This is a genomic window from Burkholderia sp. Ac-20379, from assembly GCF_017104645.1.
Classification (GTDB): domain Bacteria; phylum Pseudomonadota; class Gammaproteobacteria; order Burkholderiales; family Burkholderiaceae; genus Burkholderia.
The window spans coordinates 13,048-27,865 of sequence record NZ_JAAGPF010000077.1 but is presented as its reverse complement, the minus strand read 5'-3'; the positions used below and the strand labels follow the sequence as shown (position 1 = coordinate 27,865).

The following is a 14,818-nucleotide window of genomic DNA, read 5'->3' as shown; positions in this document are numbered from 1 at the left end:
CAAGCGCACGCAGTACGCAACACACATGCCGCACCGGCCGCCGTTCGCGCGGCGGCCGGTGCGGCATGAGCGGCAGCCGGGCACCGATCGTCCAACAGCCCGGCGCCGAACCGCCAGAAGATGTCTTATACGAGGCATGACATGAATTCGACCTTCGACACCGTCTCCACGGCCCCGGCCCGGCCGCCCCGTTCCGCCACGCCGTTCACGGTCGGTCTCGCCGGCATCGCCGCCGCGCTCGCCACGCTCTGGTTCTCGCGCGACGGCACGCTGCTGAGCGGCGCCGAGCGCGGCTTCGCGGCCTGTCTCGCGATCATCGTGGTGGTCGGCTCCTACGAACTGTTCGTCGCGCGCGCCTACCTGCGCCCGAGCGCCGGGCTGATGGCCGACGCGGTGCGCCCGCTGAGCTTCGCGCGCGTCGCGATGCGGCTCGCGGCGCTCGGCGCGATCTACGCCGGCATCGCGCTGATCTACTGGCTGCTGCCCGAATATCACGGCGATTTCTACAAGCCGTTCTGGAACCTGTGCGCGCTGCTCGCGCCGTATTTCGCGGTGGGCGCGCCGCTTTATTTCGCGTGGATGGACACGCGCCAACGCGACGAGCACGACGCCTACCTGAGCCTCGCGCACCTGCTGCTGCGCGGCCAGCGGCCGGCGCAATGGGCGCCGTTGCGCGAGATGCTCGGCGGCTGGGCCGTGAAGGCGTTCTTCCTGCCGCTGATGTTCGTCTACGTGTCGACCAACGCCGACCATCTGACCGCGTCGATGGCCACCATGGCCGCCGCGCCCTATTCGCTCGCCACGTTCCGCTTCTTCTACGAACTGGCGTTCACGATGGATCTGCTGTTCGGCTCGGTCGGCTACCTGTGCACGTTCCGCGTGCTCGACAGCCACGTGCGCACGGTCGAGCCGACCGCGCTCGGCTGGATCGCCGCGCTGATCTGCTATCAGCCGTTCTGGTCGCTGATCTCGGATCGCTACATCCGCTACGAAGGCACGCTGTTCTGGGACAACTGGCTCACGCACGTGCCCGCGCTCCAGTTCGTGTGGGGGCTGGCGATCATCGCGCTGGTGATCTGCTATGCGCTGTCGACGATCTCGTTCGGGCTGCGTTTCTCGAACCTGACGAACCGCGGCATCATCACGTCCGGCCCGTACCGCTTCACCAAGCACCCGGCCTACCTGACCAAGAACCTGTCGTACTGGCTCGTGTCCGTGCCGTTCGTGCCGGCGCTCGGCTGGCCGGTGGCGATCGCGCATTGCGCGGGGCTGCTCGCCGTGAACGGCATCTACTTCCTGCGCGCGAAAACCGAGGAGCGGCATCTGATGCGCGATCCGGACTATCGCGCCTATGCGGAATGGATCGCGCAGCACGGCATGTTCGCGCGGGTGCGGAAGTGGTTCGGCTAGGCGGAAACCGCGCGTTGCCCGAATCGGTCGCGTGGGTTCGGCACGCACGCTCGCCCATGCAAAACGCCCGCTCGATTCGAGCGGGCGTTTTGCATGGACATCCGGGCAAGCCTCAGCGGCGATCGATCGAGAACCGCCCCGGGCCGGCCACCGCGAGCACCAGCAGGCCGCCGAAGATGCTGACGTTCTTGTAGAAGTTGATCATGTTGGCGTATTGCTCCATGCCGCTCATGGTCCAGTAGTGGTGGCCGATGAACGCGGTGCCGAGCGTGTAGAGCGCCAGCAGCAGCGCCACCGGGCGGGTCCAGAAGCCGAACACGATCAGCAGCCCGGCCACGAACTCCATCGCCACCGCCACCGCGGCCGCCAGCATCGGCGCGGGCACGCCGGTCGATCCCATGTAGGCGACGGTGCCCGAGAAGCCGGTCAGCTTCTGCCAGCCGAACATCACGAACAACACCATCATCAACACGCGCGCCACCAGCAGCACGCCGTCCTTTTGACCTTCGAGAGAGAGATAACGCATGGTCGAATCCTTGTTCAAACCTGATGTTCCGGTATCGATGAAGGCCACGCCGGCCCCGTGTTTCCGGCGCTTGGGTGCCATCATCGAATGATTAGTCTTGCAAAGCAATAGTGACGTGCAGCGCCATATCGGAAGCCGCCGCGCGCCCCGCAGGGTGGAGCGCGCGGCCGCCTCGAAGGCCGCTCAGGCCCAGTCGGCCGTCACGTCGACCGGGCGCAGGTCGAACACCAGCACTTCGGCATCCTGACCGTTGCTGAAGTTCAGCACGTCCTCGCCGCGAATCCGCGCGCCGTCGCCTTCGCCGAGCGCGACGCCGTTGACCGCCAGGCTGCCGCGCGCCACGTGCACATACACGAAGCGGCCGGCCGGCACCGCGAGGCTCGCGGCTTCGTCGCCGTCGAACAGGCCGGCGTAGATCCGCGTGTCCTGACGGATCGCCAGCGCGCCGTTCTCGCCGTCCGGCGACACCACCAGGCGCAACTGGCCGCGCTTGTCGACGGCAGGCACGTTGGCCTGCTGATAGCGCGGTTGCGCGCCCTTTTCCGACGGCCCCACCCAGATCTGCAGGAAGTGCACCTGCTCGTCCTTCGAGTGGTTGAACTCGCTGTGCGCCACGCCGGTGCCGGCGCTCATCAGTTGCACGTCGCCGGGCACGATCACCGAGCCGGTGCCCATCGAATCCTTGTGTTCGAGCGCGCCTTCGAGCACGTACGACAGGATTTCCATGTCGCGGTGCGGGTGCGTGCCGAAACCGCGGGCCGGGGCGACGCGATCGTCGTTGATCACCAGCAGATCCGAAAAGCCGACTTGTTGCGGATCGTAGTAGTTCGCGAACGAAAAGGTGTGGCGGGAGCTGAGCCAGCCATGTTCTGCACGGCCGCGGGCATTGGCGTTACGGACTTCGATCATGTTGATTCTCCGGTGGATCGCGCTGCGCCCCTGTGGTGCGGCGTCGATCGATGAGACAAATCTTAAGTCAACCGGAGTGATAGATAAATCGCATGTGGGATAATCATCGTCCCGATTTAGTTGACAATAACCGGCCCATGCAACTCGACGACCTGCGCATCTTCATCTCGACCGTGGAGGCCGGCAGCTTCACGGCCGCCGCCGACAAGCTCTCGCTGTCCAAGCAGTTCGTCAGCCGGCGCATGGCGGCGCTGGAGGCCGCGCTGCACGTGCGCCTGCTGAACCGCAACACGCGCAAGCTGGCCGTGACCGAATCGGGGCAGGCGTTCTATCGCCACGCGCAGCGGATCCTCGCCGAGGTCGCGCAGGCCGAGGAGGCGATGTCGACGCGCCGCACCGAGCTGCACGGCTCGCTGAAGATCAGCGCGCCGATGTCGTTCGGCATGAGCCACCTGTCGCCGCTGCTGGCCGAATTTCTGGCCGCCCACCCGGCCGTGCGGCTCGACGTGGAATTGAGCGACCGGCGCGTGGATCTGATCGGCGAGGGCTTCGACCTCGCGCTGCGGATCGGCGCGCTGGCCGATTCGACGCTGGTGGCGCGCACGCTCGGCACGCTGCGCATGATCGCGTGCTGCAGCCCGCGCTATCGCGAGCAGCACGGCGAGCCGGCCACGCCCGCCGATCTGCACGGCCACGCCTGCCTGCTCTACGGGCAGGAAAGCCGCGACGGCTGGGAATTCGAAACCGAGCATGGCCGGCGCGCGTACGACGTGCAGGGGCCGCTCGTCGCGAACAACGGCGACGTGGTGCGCGACGCCGCGATCGCCGGGCTCGGCGTCGCGCTGCTGCCGCAGTTCATCGTCGGCCCGGCGCTCGCGCGCGGCGCGCTGGTGCCGATCCTCGCCGCGCACGCCACGCCGCCGCTGCGCCTGAGCGCCGTGTATCCGCAGCACCGGCAGGGATCGACGGCGATTCGCGCGTTGCTCGCGTTTCTGGAGGAGCGGCTCGTCACGGCGCTCGACGCCGCGCCGTCGCCGGAGCCGGCAACGGCCTCGGCAGCCAGGCACTGAGGACACGCATCGGCGCGCACACGAAATCGTCACGAAACGCGCGGCGGCGCTTGCATCATCGGGCGAGCCTCTCTATAATTCGCGCCTCGCAGGCTCGTAGCTCAGTTGGTTAGAGCACCACCTTGACATGGTGGGGGTCGTTGGTTCGAATCCAATCGAGCCTACCAACGAATTCGGAATGGACGGCAGGCGCCGCGCTCCTCTCGAACGCGGAACACGCTTCCCGTCCATTGTCTTTTTCGGCGGTTGGTTTTTGCAGCACCGGCAGCACGTTTCAGGCAGCACCGCCCGCGCATCGCGCAAGGCACCTTAGGCTCGTAGCTCAGTTGGTTAGAGCACCACCTTGACATGGTGGGGGTCGTTGGTTCGAATCCAATCGAGCCTACCAACGCATTCGCAGTACCGCCCCGCGCATCGCGCCAGGCACCCTAGGCTCGTAGCTCAGTTGGTTAGAGCACCACCTTGACATGGTGGGGGTCGTTGGTTCGAATCCAATCGAGCCTACCAACGCATCCGGCATGGACGGCAAGCGCCGCGCTTCTCTCGAACGCGCCCCGCTTCGCCGTCCATTGTCATTTCTGCCGCCGCATCGCCTGCCACGCGATCCCGCCGCCCCGCGCGGGACATTCCGCAAGCACGCGCGAACTCATCTACACTTGCCGCTTTGCCGAGTTTCCGGCGCGCGGCCCATCCGGCCGCCGCGCGTCTCACGCCCACCGTCCAACGCTCATGCCCGCGCCTTCCGACTTGTCCGGCCCACCGCCCAAACTGCTTGGCCTCACCACGTTCCAGCGCTTCTGGAGCGCGCGCGTGCTGTCCTCGATCTCGTTTCAGATGCTGTCGGTCGCGATCGGCTGGCACATCTATGCGCTGACCAAGAGCGCGTACGCGCTCGGCCTCGTCGGCCTCGCGCAGTTCCTGCCGATGTTCGTGCTGACGCTGGTGGTGGGGCACGTGGCGGACCGCTACGACCGGCGCCGCATCGTCGCCGTCTGCCAGAGCCTGCTGGCGGTGGCCTCGGCCGTGTTCCTGGCCGGCACGCTGGGCGGCTGGCTCAACGCACCGGCGATCTACGCGCTCGCGGCCTGCCTCGGCGCGGCGCGCGCGTTCGAGAACCCCACCGTGGCCTCGCTGCTGCCGGCCGTCGTGCCGCGCTCGGAGCTGCCGCGCGCCACGGCGCTGTCCACCTCGGCCACGCAGACGGCGATGATCATCGGCCCGGCGGCGGGCGGCGTGCTGTACGGCCTGGGGCCGAGCGTGGTGTACGTGCTCGGCGTGGCGTTCTTCGGCTGCGCGGCGTGCCTGATGGGCTCGCTGCAACTGACCAGCAAACCGGTTGCGCGCGCACCCGTCACGCTCGAATCGGTGTTCTCGGGCATCGCGTTCATCCGCCGCGAGCCGGCGATCCTCGGCGCGCTGTCGCTCGATCTGTTCGCGGTGCTGTTCGGCGGCGCCGTCTCGCTGCTGCCGATCTACGCCCACGACTACCTGCAAACCGGCCCGTGGGGCCTCGGCCTGCTGCGCTCGGCGCCCGCCATCGGCGCGCTGGCCGGCACGCTGTGGTTCGCGCGCTTTCCGATGCGCAAGCGGCCCGGCATCGCGATGTTCGCCGGCGTGATCGTGTTCGGCATCGCCACGCTGGTGTTCGGCATGTCGACCTGGCTGCCGCTGTCGCTGCTGTCGCTCGCCACGCTCGGCGCGGCCGACGTGATCAGCGTGGTGGTGCGCTCCTCGCTCGTGCAGCTCCGCACGCCCGACGCCATGCTCGGCCGCGTCAGCGCCGTCAACGCGCTGTTCATCGGCACCTCGAACCAGCTCGGCGAATTCGAATCGGGCATCACGGCCGGCTGGTGGGGCGCACGCCCGGCCGTGCTGATCGGCGGGCTCGGCACGATCGGCATCGCGCTGCTGTGGATGCGGCTGTTCCCGGCGCTGCGCACCATGCGCTCGCTCGAAGCCGAGAAGTAACGCCCCGCCCTCTCGCGGCGGCGGCGGCAAGCTTGCCGCCGCCGCCGCGCGCAGGCATCATCGGCCGAAGCCGGCGCGGCCCCGCCTTGGCGGGCCGCGCCCCTCGAACCCGCCTCGCGCTCCCTGCCCGATCATGTCGATACGCGCCTTCCGCACCCTCGTCGCGATTGCCCGTCACGGCACGTTCGCGCGCGCCGGCGATGCGATCGGCCTCACGCAATCGGCCGTGAGCCTGCACGTCAAATCGCTCGAAGCCGAATTCGACGTGCAGTTGTTCGACCGCTCGCGCCGCCAGCCCGCGTTCACCGAGGCCGGCCGCATCGTGCTCGCGCAGGCCGAGCAAATTCTCGCGCTGGTCGACGCGATCCCCGACGCGCTCAGCGACGAGAAGCAACTGGTCGGCCGGCTGCGCGTGGGCGCGATCCAGACGGCGCTGGCCGGGCCGATGCCGGATGCGTTGCTGGCGCTGCGCGTCGCGCACCCGGCCCTGCGCGTGCATGTGGCGGCGGGGCTGTCGTCGGCGCTCGCGCAACGCGTGGCCGGCGGCGAACTCGACGCGGCCGTCACCACCGAGCCGGTGCGCCCGCATCCGGCCGGGCTGGTGTGGCGCACGCTCTACGACCATCGCTACTGGCTGGTCGCGCCGCCGCGCTACGAGGGCTGGAGCGTGCGCGCGCTGCTGGAGGAACTGCCGTTCATCCGCTTCGACGCCCAGGCCTGGGCCGGCCGCGTGATCGCCGCCGAGCTGCGGCGCATGGGGCTCCGCGTGCGCGAGGAAATGGTGCTCGACAGCACCGAAACCATCGTGCACATGGCCTCGCGCGGCCTCGGCGCGGGCGTGGTGGCGCTGCACGATTCGGTGCTGGCGCGCCTGCCGCCGGTGGTGCGCTTGCCGTTCGGGCAGCCGCAATTGCGCAGCGCGGTGGTGCTGATCGAGCATCGCTCGCGGCCCGCGCAGCGCTTCGCCGAGGCGCTGGCCGCCGAACTGATCGCGTCATCGATGAGGTTTTCTCATTGATCACCCGATAAATCACCATCATTCCTCGTAGGTCTGCATGCTACTTTGACGGAATCGTCAATCCCGCGCAGGCCGTCATGCCTTACTTCGTTTCCCTGAATGATTCGCGCCGATGCGCGCGCCGGGCGGCCCGCCCATGAGCGGCGCGATCGTCCTGGCGCTCGTGCCCGTGGCGCTGCTGGTCGCGCTCGGCTACCTGCTCAAGCGCACCGGCTTCATCGCCGACGCGTTCTGGCCGCCCGCCGAACGGCTCTGCTACTACGTGCTGCTGCCGGCGCTGTTCGCGCACGGCTTGGCCACGGCGCGGCTCGACACGCTGCCGGTCGGGCCGCTCGCGGGCGCGCTGGTGGGCTCGACGCTGATCGTCGCGCTGGCGGTGCTGCTGGTGCGGCGCTGGGTGCGCGTGGACGGCGCCGGCTTCACCTCGGTGTTCCAGGGCGCGGTGCGCTTCAACAACTATGTGGGCACCTCGGTGGCGGCCGGCCTGCTCGGCCATCAGGGGATCGCGCTGTCGGCGGTGTGCGTGGCGGCCATCGTGCCGACCGTCAACCTGTTCTGCGTGCTGGTGTTCGCGCGCTACGGCGCGGTGAAGCTCGGCCCGGCCGCGGCGCTGCGCCAGATCGTGACGAATCCGCTGGTGGTGGGCTGCGCGATCGGCGGCGCGATGCAGGCGGGGGGCCTCGCCGTGCCCGCGCCGATCGAGCCGGCCGTGCGCGCGCTCGGCGCGGCGTCGATGCCGCTCGGGCTGCTGTGCGTCGGCGCGGCGCTGCGCTTCGGCGGCACGCGCGTGTGGCTGCATCCGATGCTGGTCGCGTCGTCGTTCAAGTTCCTGGCGATGCCGCTCGCCACCGTGGCGGCCGGGCGCGCGCTCGGCCTGAGCGACGCGGTGATGACCGTGGCGCTGCTGTTCCAGGCGCTGCCGACCTCGTCCTCGTCGTACATCATGGCGCGGCAGTTGGGCGGCGATGCGCCGTTGATGGCCGGCATCACGGCCGTGCAGACGCTGGTGGCGATGGTGGCCATGCCCGCGATGATGGTGGCGCTGGCGGGGCTGGCGCACACGGGTTGAGCACGCGACGCGTCAAGCGCCGCGCGCCGGCCGGTGGGCCTCAGGCCGACGAAGATGGATCGCGCGGCGGCGCGTGACGCGCGAGGAAACGATCGAGTTGCGAGGCGAACGCCTTGCCGTCCTGCGGCGAATACGGCGCGGGGCCGCCCGTATCGACGCCCGAGCCGCGCAACTGGTCGAGCACGTCGCGCATCGCCAGCCGCTCGCGGATGTTCTCGCGGCTGAACCAGCCGCCGCGCGTGTCGAGCACGAACGCGCCCTTGTCGAGCGCCGCGGCGGCCAGCGGAATGTCGGACGTGATCACGAGATCGCCCGCCTCGGTCAGCTCGACGATGCGCTGATCGGCGGCGTCGGGCGTGGCCGGCACCTGCACGGCCTTCACGAAGCGCGACGGCGGCACGCGCAGATACTGGTTCGCGACCAGCGTGACGCACACTTCGACGCGCTTCGCGGCGCGAAACAGCATGTCCTTGACGACGACCGGGCAGGCGTCTGCGTCGACCAGCACTTGCATGGCGGGAGATCCGGGGAATGGAAAACCGGCATCTTACCGCCATGACGGCCCGCGCCGGCCTCAAGCGGTGCCGGCTACCTTGATCACCACCTTGCCGAACGGCCCGCGCGCCAGATGCTCGAACGCCTGCACGGCCTCGTCGAAGCCGTAGACGCGATCGACGACCGGCGCGATCCGGTGTGTCTCCAGGAACGGGTTCATGCGTTCGAACGCGCTGCGCGGCGCCACCGCGATGCCGCGCAGGGTGGTCTGGCGGAAGATCAACGGCATCAGCTCGAGCGCCGCGACCTGGCCGGTCAGGAAGCCGACCTGCGCAATCGTGCCCTGCACGCGCGTGGCGGCCACCGAGCGGTTGATGCCGTCGCCGCCCGCCACGTCGAGCGCGATGTCCGCACCGCGCCCGCCGGTCAGCGCCAGCACCGCGCGATCCCAATCGGGCTGCGTCCGATAGTTGATGCCGTGCAAGTCCGCCCCTGGCATCAGCGCCGCGAGCCTCGCGAGGTTCTCGTCCCGGCTCGACGTGACGATCACGCGCGCGCCGTGCGCCGCCGCGATCTGCGCGGCGAAGATCGACACGCCGCCGGTGCCCTGTGCCAGCACCGTCTGCCCGGGCTGCAGGCGGCCGACATCCATCAATGCATACCATGCCGTCAGCGCGGCGATCGGCAGCGTGGCGGCCTGCTCGTCGCTCATCGAGGCGGGCGCGGCCACGGCGGCGTTCTCGTGCAGGATCAGGTATTCGGCCAACGCGCCGGGCAGCGGCATGCCCAGGCAGTGATCAGGCTCGTCGGGGCCGGGCGCGCCGTCGAGCCAGTGCGTGTAGAGCGTGGAGTTCACGCGCGCGCCGGGTTGGAAGCGCGTCACGCCGGGGCCGACGGCCACCACCGTGCCCACCGCGTCCGACACGGGAATCAGCCGCGGCGGCACGCGCTCCGGCTGGTAGATGCCATCGACGATCGCCTTGTCGCGGTAATTCAGCGACACCGCGCCCACCTTCACGAGCAGTTCGCCGGCCTTCGGCACCGGCGTCGGCACCTCGCCGCGTCGCAGATTGTTCAGGCCCAAGCCATTGAGCAGCCATGCTTTCATTTCCGATCTCCTGTGTGCCGGATGACGCCTGTCATCCGGGGAAATCAGTGTAATTTCGGCTTATCAATCCAGTTAGACGATAAAATTCCAGACATTCGATCCTCTCATTCCGGAATTCATCATGATTGATCGTTTTGCCGGCGTGCGCGAGTTCGTCGCGGCTGTCGACCGCGGCAGCCTGACGGCCGCCGCGGACACGCTCGGCGTGACCGGTTCCGCGATCGGCAAAAGCATCTCGCGGCTGGAGGCGCGGCTCGGCGTGCAACTGCTGCATCGGACCACGCGGCGCATCGATCTGACCACGGCCGGCGAAACCTTCCTGCTGACCTGCCGCCGCATTCTCGACGATCTCGATCAAACCGAAGCGTTGCTCGCCACCGGGCATCAGGAGCCGGTCGGCCGGCTGCGCATCGACCTGCCGACCACGTTCGGCCGCACCCATATCGCCCCCGCGCTGCTGGGCCTCACGCGCCGCTACCCGCGGCTCGATCTCGCGATCGCGTTTCAGGATCGCGCCGTGGATCTGATCGGCGAAGGCATCGATCTGGCCGTGCGAATCGGCGCGCTAGACGCCCATTCGGATCTGGTCGCGCGCCGGCTCGGCACGCAGCGGCTCGCGATTTGCGGTGCGCCCGGCTATCTGGAACGACGCGGCGTGCCGGACAGCGTCGATGCGCTGGCCGGGCACGATTGCCTGACCGGCTGGCAACGCACCGGCCGCAGCAGTTGGCTGCTGGCCGACGGCAAGGGCGACGCCGCGTATGTGGACGTGCGCTCGCGCCATGAACTGACCGACGGCGATACGCTGCTGGCGGCTTGCCTGGCCGGCTGCGGGCTGGCGCAGTTGCCGGGCTGGCTGGCGCGCGACGCGCTGCGCGCCGGCGCGCTGCGGGAGGTGCTGCCCGAGCGGGCCAGCACCATGCCGATTCACGCGATCCGGCAGAAAACGCGCCATCTGCAGCCGAAGGTGCAGGTGACAATCGAGGCGATCGTCGCGCTGGCCGAGGCGGACGGCTCGGTGTTCGTGCCGTGACGCGATCCTGCCGCCCCGCCGCCGCTCACCCCAGCTTCGGCGTCCTGCGATGCCGCGTGGCCTGTTCGAACGCATAGGCCATCGCGATCAGCGCCGCCTCGCTCCACTGCCGCCCCACGAAGATCAGCCCGAACGGCGAACCCGACGCGTAATAACCGGCCGGCACCGTCACGCCGGGCAGCCCGGCGATGTTCAGTTCGCCGACCGTGGTTTCCTGAATCGTCTCCTTGCCCATGAACGGCGGCAGCTCGCTGCGCATCTGCGGGAACGCCAGCGCGTCGAGCTGGTGCTCGCGCATCACCGCGTCGAAAATCCTCAGATACGCGGCCTTCAGCGCGACGAACTCGGGCATCTCGGGCGGGCGCGACGGATTCGCGAGCGCGGCCGGGAAATCGGCGAGGCTGTTCAGGTAGCCGAGGATCCCGTCCGGCGCGAACACATTCTGCTGCGCGGTGGCTTCGGCGAATTCGGCGAACGTCTTCAGCGCGGCGTCCGGCCCGAGGCGCTTCAGATATTGTTCGACATCGTAAGGGATCGACTCCATGCCGCGCGCGTCGAAATTGGCGAGCGGCGCCGTGGGCGTGCGCAGTCCGGCGAAGCCGCTGCCCGCGAACGGGTCGTCCACCAGCGTCGCGCCCACATCGCGCAGTTCTTGCTTGGCGCGCTCGTACAGGCGCGCCGCCTCGTCCGACAGCGGCTGCGTGCGCCAGCCCGCGCCGTACAGGCCGATCCGCTTGCCCTTCAGCGCGTCGGCGCTGAGGCCCGCCGTGTAGCCGCCTTCCGGCTCGTGGCCCACCGAGGCGAGCGTCTTCGGATCCTCGGCCGTGTAGCCTGCCAGCACATCGAGGCACAGCGCGGCGTCGCGCACGGTGCGCGCGATCGGGCCGACCACGTCGCGATTGCCCGACAGCGGCACCACGCCCGCGTTCGGCACCAGGCCGATGGTCGGCTTGATGCCGACCAGATCCTGCGACGACGCCGGGTTCTGGATCGAACCGCCCGTTTCCTCCGCCAGGCCAAGCACGGCCATCGCCGAGGCCACGGCCGCCGCCGTGCCGGCGCTGCTCGCGCCGGGCACGCGGTCCGGCATCACGACGTTGCGCGTCGGGCCGGCCCAGCTGTCGTCGGCGTGCGTGCCCGAATGGCTCAGCACCGGCACGTTGGTCTTGCCGAGCAGGATCGCGCCGGCCGCGCGCATCCGTGCAACCACGGGCGAATCGGTGGCCGGCATCAGGTCGATGCCGCCCGTCTTGCCGTACAGCAGCGACCAGCCCGCCGTGGTCGGAAAGCCGACCATGTCCATCGGGTCCTTGATCACCACCGGCACGCCGGCCAGCGGCCCGAGCGCCTCGCCGGCCGCGCGGCGGCGGTCGATCTCGCGCGCGTCGTCGAGTGCGGCGTGGTTCAGGAAGATCATTGCGTTGTACTGAGCATTAAGCGCATCGATGCGCGCGAAGCAGGCGCGCGCCAGCGATTCGGCGGTGAACGTGCCGGCGGCGAAGCCTGCCTGCACGCGCTCGACGGTCAGCGTGTCGAGATCGATCGGCGTGATGTCTTGGGTTTGCGTCATGGTGGTGTCCGGATTCGGTTGTCAAACATCGCCCGCCTGTTCCGCGCGGGCGTCTCGTGGCCTGAGTGCGCTCAGACCGTCAGGAACGTCATGATCTTGTCGGCGTCGATGCTGTCGCGCGCGGCGTCGTGCACGAAGCGGCCGCGCTCGATGATCAGGAAGCGGTCGGCGATCTCGAGCGTGAACGACAGCACCTGCTCGGACACCAGCAGCGCGAAGCCGCGCTCCGCCTTGAGCCGGTTCAGCGTGCGCGCGATGTCCTTGATGATCGACGGCTGGATGCCCTCGGTCGGTTCGTCGAGGATCAGCACTGTCGGATTCGACACCAGCGCCCGCGCGATCGCGAGCTGCTGTTGCTGGCCGCCCGACAGGTTGCCGCCGCGCCGCCGCCGCATCTCCCACAGCACCGGAAACGCTTCGTAGATGTAATCGGGAATGCTCGGACGGCGCACGCGGTCCATGCCGCTCAGGATGTTTTCCTCGACCGACACGTTCGGGAAGATCATCCGCCCTTGCGGCACGAAGCCGAAGCCCGCCGCCACGCGGCGATCGCTGCGCGCCTGCGCGAGATCGCGCCCGTTCAGCGCGATCCGGCCGCCGCGCGACGGGATCATGCCGATCATCGCCTTCAGCAGCGTGGTCTTGCCCATGCCGTTGCGGCCCATCACCGCGAGCGTCTCGCCGGCCGCGAGCGTGAAATTCAGGTCGTGCAGCACATGGCTTTCGCCGTAATACACGTTCAGGTTCTCGACATTCAGCATGTTCAGTGTCCCAGGTAGACCTCGACCACGCGCGGATCCTGCTGCACCGCGCTCATCGGCCCTTCGACGAGCTTCTTGCCCTGATGCAGCACCGTGACCTTGTGCGCGATCGACTTGACGAACTCCATGTCGTGCTCGATCACGATCACCGAGCGGCCGCGCGCGATCTCGCGCAGCAAATCGGCGGTCAGTTCGCGCTCCTTCGCGCTCATGCCGGCCACCGGCTCGTCGAGCATCAGCAGCGCCGGCTCCTGCATCAGCAGCATGCCGATCTCGAGCCACTGCTTCTGGCCATGCGAGAGCAGCCCCGCGCGGCGGCCGAGCTGATCGGCGAGAAACACCTTCGCGGCGACCTCGTCGATCGCCTCGCGCAGCGCCGTGTCGCGCCGGAAGAACAGCGAGCCGAGCACGTCGCGCTTGCGCGGATACGAAATCTCCAGGTTTTCCTCGACCGTCAGCTCCTCGTACACCATCGGGTTCTGGAACTTGCGGCCCACGCCGGCGCGCGTGATCTGGTATTCGAGCATCCGCTCCAGATGGTGGCCGTTGAAGCGGATCGTGCCCGCCGTCGGCTTGGTTTTTCCGCAGATCATGTCGAGCAGCGTGGTCTTGCCCGCGCCGTTCGGGCCGATCACGACGTGCAGCTCGTTCGCGTCGACATAGAAGTTCAGATCGTCGATCGCCTTGAAGCCGTCGAACGACACGGTCAGGTTCTCGACCGACAACACGACGCCGTTCATTGCGCGCCCTCCCGATCCGACGTGAACGATTGCAGCAGCCCGGCCAGCCCCTTCGGCAGGTACATCGGCACCACGATGAACAGCGCGCCGATCAGGTACATCCAGAAGCCGACGAAATGTTCGGACAGGTAACTTTTCGCGGCGCCCACCACCAGCGCGCCGTACACCGCGCCAACCAGCGACAGCCGCCCGCCCACCGCCGCGTAGATCACCATCTCGACCGACGGCACGATCCCGCAGATCGACGGCGACGCGAACCCCACCTGCAGCGTGAACAGCGCGCCGCCGATCGCCGAGCACATCGCGGCGGCCGCGAACACGAAGGCCTTGAACATCGCCGGGTCGTAGCCCGAGAAGCGGATCCGGTCCTCGCGATCGCGGATCGCCACCAGCACCTTGCCGAGCCGGCTGCGCACGATGAAGCGGCCGAGCAGCACCACGGCCAGCAGCAGCACCGCGCCGACGTAATACAGCACGCGCACCGCGCCGTTGCTCTGCACGTTGTAGCCCATGAACGTCGGCAGGTTCGTGATGCCGTTCACGCCGCCCGTGTAGCCCTGCTGGCCGATGATCACGATCGACAGGATCGAAGCCAGCGCGAGCGTGACGATCGAGAAGTACACGCCGCCCACGCGCTTGCGGAAATTCGCGTAGGCCAGCAGGAACGCGAGCGCGGCCGGAATCAGCAGGATCGCTGGGATCACGAAGCCGACGTGCGCGAACGGCTTCCACCAGAACGGCAGCTCGGTGATGCCGTTCCAGGTCATGAAGTCCGGCACCGGCGGGCCGCCGTCGCTGCCGCCGAACACGGCGGCGGCCGGATCGGCCGCGGTGGCTTCGAGCTTCATGTTCATCGCCATGAAATAGCTGCCGAGCCCGAAGAAGATGCCCTGGCCCAGGCTCAGGATGCCGCCGTAGCCCCACGCGAGCACGAGGCCGGCCGCGCAGAACGCGAACGTCAGGTACTTCGCGAACAGCCCCAGGCGGAACGTGTCGCACAACACGGGAATCGCGACGAGCAGCACGATCGCGAGGCCCACCACGCTGTAGCGGTTCGCGAACGCGGCCAGGCTGCCGCCGGCCGGCGTGCCGGCCGGGCGCGCGCCGGGCGCGACGGATACGGACGAAAGATCTTTCATGG

14 protein-coding genes and 3 tRNA genes are annotated in these 14,818 nt (G+C 68.8%); 9 read left to right on the top strand and 8 right to left on the bottom strand.

Features of this window, described 5'->3' with window-relative positions; all coding sequences use genetic code 11:
* Positions 1 to 141: 141 nt before the first annotated feature.
* Positions 142 to 1,410: an isoprenylcysteine carboxylmethyltransferase family protein gene (locus tag G3N92_RS13025; protein ID WP_206127934.1), complete on the top strand. Its 1,269-nt coding sequence runs from the start codon at positions 142 to 144 to the stop codon at positions 1,408 to 1,410.
* A gap of 112 nt (positions 1,411 to 1,522) precedes the next feature.
* Here G3N92_RS13025 and G3N92_RS13020 read toward each other — a convergent pair whose 3' ends face one another.
* On the bottom strand, positions 1,523 to 1,936 hold the full coding sequence (locus G3N92_RS13020) for a DoxX family protein (protein WP_206127933.1): 414 nt from the start codon (positions 1,934 to 1,936) through the stop codon (positions 1,523 to 1,525).
* Between the two features lie 183 nt (positions 1,937 to 2,119).
* Positions 2,120 to 2,845 (bottom strand): pirin family protein, encoded by a 726-nt coding sequence (locus tag G3N92_RS13015; protein WP_206127932.1) that lies wholly within the window; start codon positions 2,843 to 2,845, stop codon positions 2,120 to 2,122.
* Between the two features lie 137 nt (positions 2,846 to 2,982).
* Here G3N92_RS13015 and G3N92_RS13010 point away from each other — a divergent pair, with 137 nt between their 5' ends.
* From G3N92_RS13010 to G3N92_RS12980, 7 genes are all read left to right on the top strand, one after another.
* Positions 2,983 to 3,915, top strand: coding sequence for a LysR family transcriptional regulator (locus G3N92_RS13010; RefSeq protein ID WP_206127931.1), 933 nt, complete (start codon positions 2,983 to 2,985; stop codon positions 3,913 to 3,915).
* A 90-nt stretch (positions 3,916 to 4,005) separates the two neighbouring features.
* Positions 4,006 to 4,082, top strand: a tRNA-Val gene (locus G3N92_RS13005).
* A gap of 144 nt (positions 4,083 to 4,226) precedes the next feature.
* Positions 4,227 to 4,303 (top strand) — tRNA-Val (locus G3N92_RS13000).
* A gap of 42 nt (positions 4,304 to 4,345) precedes the next feature.
* Positions 4,346 to 4,422, top strand: a tRNA-Val gene (locus G3N92_RS12995).
* A 222-nt stretch (positions 4,423 to 4,644) separates the two neighbouring features.
* Positions 4,645 to 5,883 carry an MFS transporter gene (locus G3N92_RS12990; RefSeq protein ID WP_206127930.1) on the top strand — a complete coding sequence of 413 codons (1,239 nt, stop codon included), beginning with the start codon at positions 4,645 to 4,647 and terminating at the stop codon, positions 5,881 to 5,883.
* A gap of 133 nt (positions 5,884 to 6,016) precedes the next feature.
* A complete protein-coding gene (locus G3N92_RS12985; protein ID WP_206127929.1) occupies positions 6,017 to 6,901 on the top strand; it encodes a LysR family transcriptional regulator in 885 nt (294 codons plus the stop codon).
* Between the two features lie 136 nt (positions 6,902 to 7,037).
* Positions 7,038 to 7,970 carry an AEC family transporter gene (locus G3N92_RS12980; RefSeq protein WP_206127928.1) on the top strand — a complete coding sequence of 311 codons (933 nt, stop codon included), beginning with the start codon at positions 7,038 to 7,040 and terminating at the stop codon, positions 7,968 to 7,970.
* A 40-nt stretch (positions 7,971 to 8,010) separates the two neighbouring features.
* On the opposite strand, the gene G3N92_RS12975 is transcribed toward G3N92_RS12980, so the two are convergent.
* Positions 8,011 to 8,484, bottom strand: a complete 474-nt coding sequence (locus G3N92_RS12975) for a YaiI/YqxD family protein (RefSeq protein WP_206127927.1) — start codon at positions 8,482 to 8,484, stop codon at positions 8,011 to 8,013.
* A gap of 60 nt (positions 8,485 to 8,544) precedes the next feature.
* On the bottom strand, positions 8,545 to 9,573 hold the full coding sequence (locus G3N92_RS12970) for an NAD(P)-dependent alcohol dehydrogenase (protein WP_206127926.1): 1,029 nt from the start codon (positions 9,571 to 9,573) through the stop codon (positions 8,545 to 8,547).
* Between the two features lie 121 nt (positions 9,574 to 9,694).
* Here G3N92_RS12970 and G3N92_RS12965 point away from each other — a divergent pair, with 121 nt between their 5' ends.
* Positions 9,695 to 10,606 (top strand): LysR family transcriptional regulator, encoded by a 912-nt coding sequence (locus tag G3N92_RS12965; RefSeq protein ID WP_241014761.1) that lies wholly within the window; start codon positions 9,695 to 9,697, stop codon positions 10,604 to 10,606.
* Positions 10,607 to 10,631: 25 nt separating this feature from the next.
* Here the strand turns inward: G3N92_RS12965 and G3N92_RS12960 are convergent, their stop codons facing one another.
* From G3N92_RS12960 to urtC, 4 genes are all read right to left on the bottom strand, one after another.
* Positions 10,632 to 12,176: an amidase family protein gene (locus tag G3N92_RS12960; protein WP_206127925.1), complete on the bottom strand. Its 1,545-nt coding sequence runs from the start codon at positions 12,174 to 12,176 to the stop codon at positions 10,632 to 10,634.
* 71 nt (positions 12,177 to 12,247) lie between these two features.
* The gene (urtE, locus tag G3N92_RS12955) at positions 12,248 to 12,937 is read right to left on the bottom strand and encodes an urea ABC transporter ATP-binding subunit UrtE (RefSeq protein ID WP_206127924.1); all 690 of its coding nucleotides are present in this window, start codon (positions 12,935 to 12,937) and stop codon (positions 12,248 to 12,250) included.
* A gap of 2 nt (positions 12,938 to 12,939) precedes the next feature.
* The gene (gene urtD / locus G3N92_RS12950) at positions 12,940 to 13,677 is read right to left on the bottom strand and encodes an urea ABC transporter ATP-binding protein UrtD (RefSeq protein ID WP_206127923.1); all 738 of its coding nucleotides are present in this window, start codon (positions 13,675 to 13,677) and stop codon (positions 12,940 to 12,942) included.
* On the bottom strand, positions 13,674 to 14,816 hold the full coding sequence (gene urtC, locus G3N92_RS12945; protein WP_206127922.1) for an urea ABC transporter permease subunit UrtC: 1,143 nt from the start codon (positions 14,814 to 14,816) through the stop codon (positions 13,674 to 13,676). The genes urtD and urtC overlap by 4 nt, the downstream gene beginning before the upstream one ends.
* Between the last annotated feature and the right edge of the window lie 2 nt (positions 14,817 to 14,818).

Bases quoted from the DNA above. Each gene is read 5' to 3' on its own strand.
- G3N92_RS12980 (WP_206127928.1), top strand. From the start codon at position 7,038: ATGAGCGGCGCGATCGTCCTGGCGCTCGTGCCCGTGGCGCTGCTGGTC.
- G3N92_RS12985 (WP_206127929.1), top strand. From the start codon at position 6,017: ATGTCGATACGCGCCTTCCGCACCCTCGTCGCGATTGCCCGTCACGGC.
- urtD (WP_206127923.1), bottom strand. From the start codon at position 13,677: ATGAACGGCGTCGTGTTGTCGGTCGAGAACCTGACCGTGTCGTTCGAC.
- G3N92_RS12975 (WP_206127927.1), bottom strand. From the start codon at position 8,484: ATGCAAGTGCTGGTCGACGCAGACGCCTGCCCGGTCGTCGTCAAGGAC.
- G3N92_RS13020 (WP_206127933.1), bottom strand. From the start codon at position 1,936: ATGCGTTATCTCTCTCTCGAAGGTCAAAAGGACGGCGTGCTGCTGGTG.
- G3N92_RS12990 (WP_206127930.1), top strand. From the start codon at position 4,645: ATGCCCGCGCCTTCCGACTTGTCCGGCCCACCGCCCAAACTGCTTGGC.
- G3N92_RS12960 (WP_206127925.1), bottom strand. From the start codon at position 12,176: ATGACGCAAACCCAAGACATCACGCCGATCGATCTCGACACGCTGACC.
- G3N92_RS13025 (WP_206127934.1), top strand. From the start codon at position 142: ATGAATTCGACCTTCGACACCGTCTCCACGGCCCCGGCCCGGCCGCCC.
- G3N92_RS12970 (WP_206127926.1), bottom strand. From the start codon at position 9,573: ATGAAAGCATGGCTGCTCAATGGCTTGGGCCTGAACAATCTGCGACGC.
- G3N92_RS12965 (WP_241014761.1), top strand. From the start codon at position 9,695: ATGATTGATCGTTTTGCCGGCGTGCGCGAGTTCGTCGCGGCTGTCGAC.
- G3N92_RS13010 (WP_206127931.1), top strand. From the start codon at position 2,983: ATGCAACTCGACGACCTGCGCATCTTCATCTCGACCGTGGAGGCCGGC.
- urtC (WP_206127922.1), bottom strand. From the start codon at position 14,816: ATGAAAGATCTTTCGTCCGTATCCGTCGCGCCCGGCGCGCGCCCGGCC.
- G3N92_RS13015 (WP_206127932.1), bottom strand. From the start codon at position 2,845: ATGATCGAAGTCCGTAACGCCAATGCCCGCGGCCGTGCAGAACATGGC.
- urtE (WP_206127924.1), bottom strand. From the start codon at position 12,937: ATGCTGAATGTCGAGAACCTGAACGTGTATTACGGCGAAAGCCATGTG.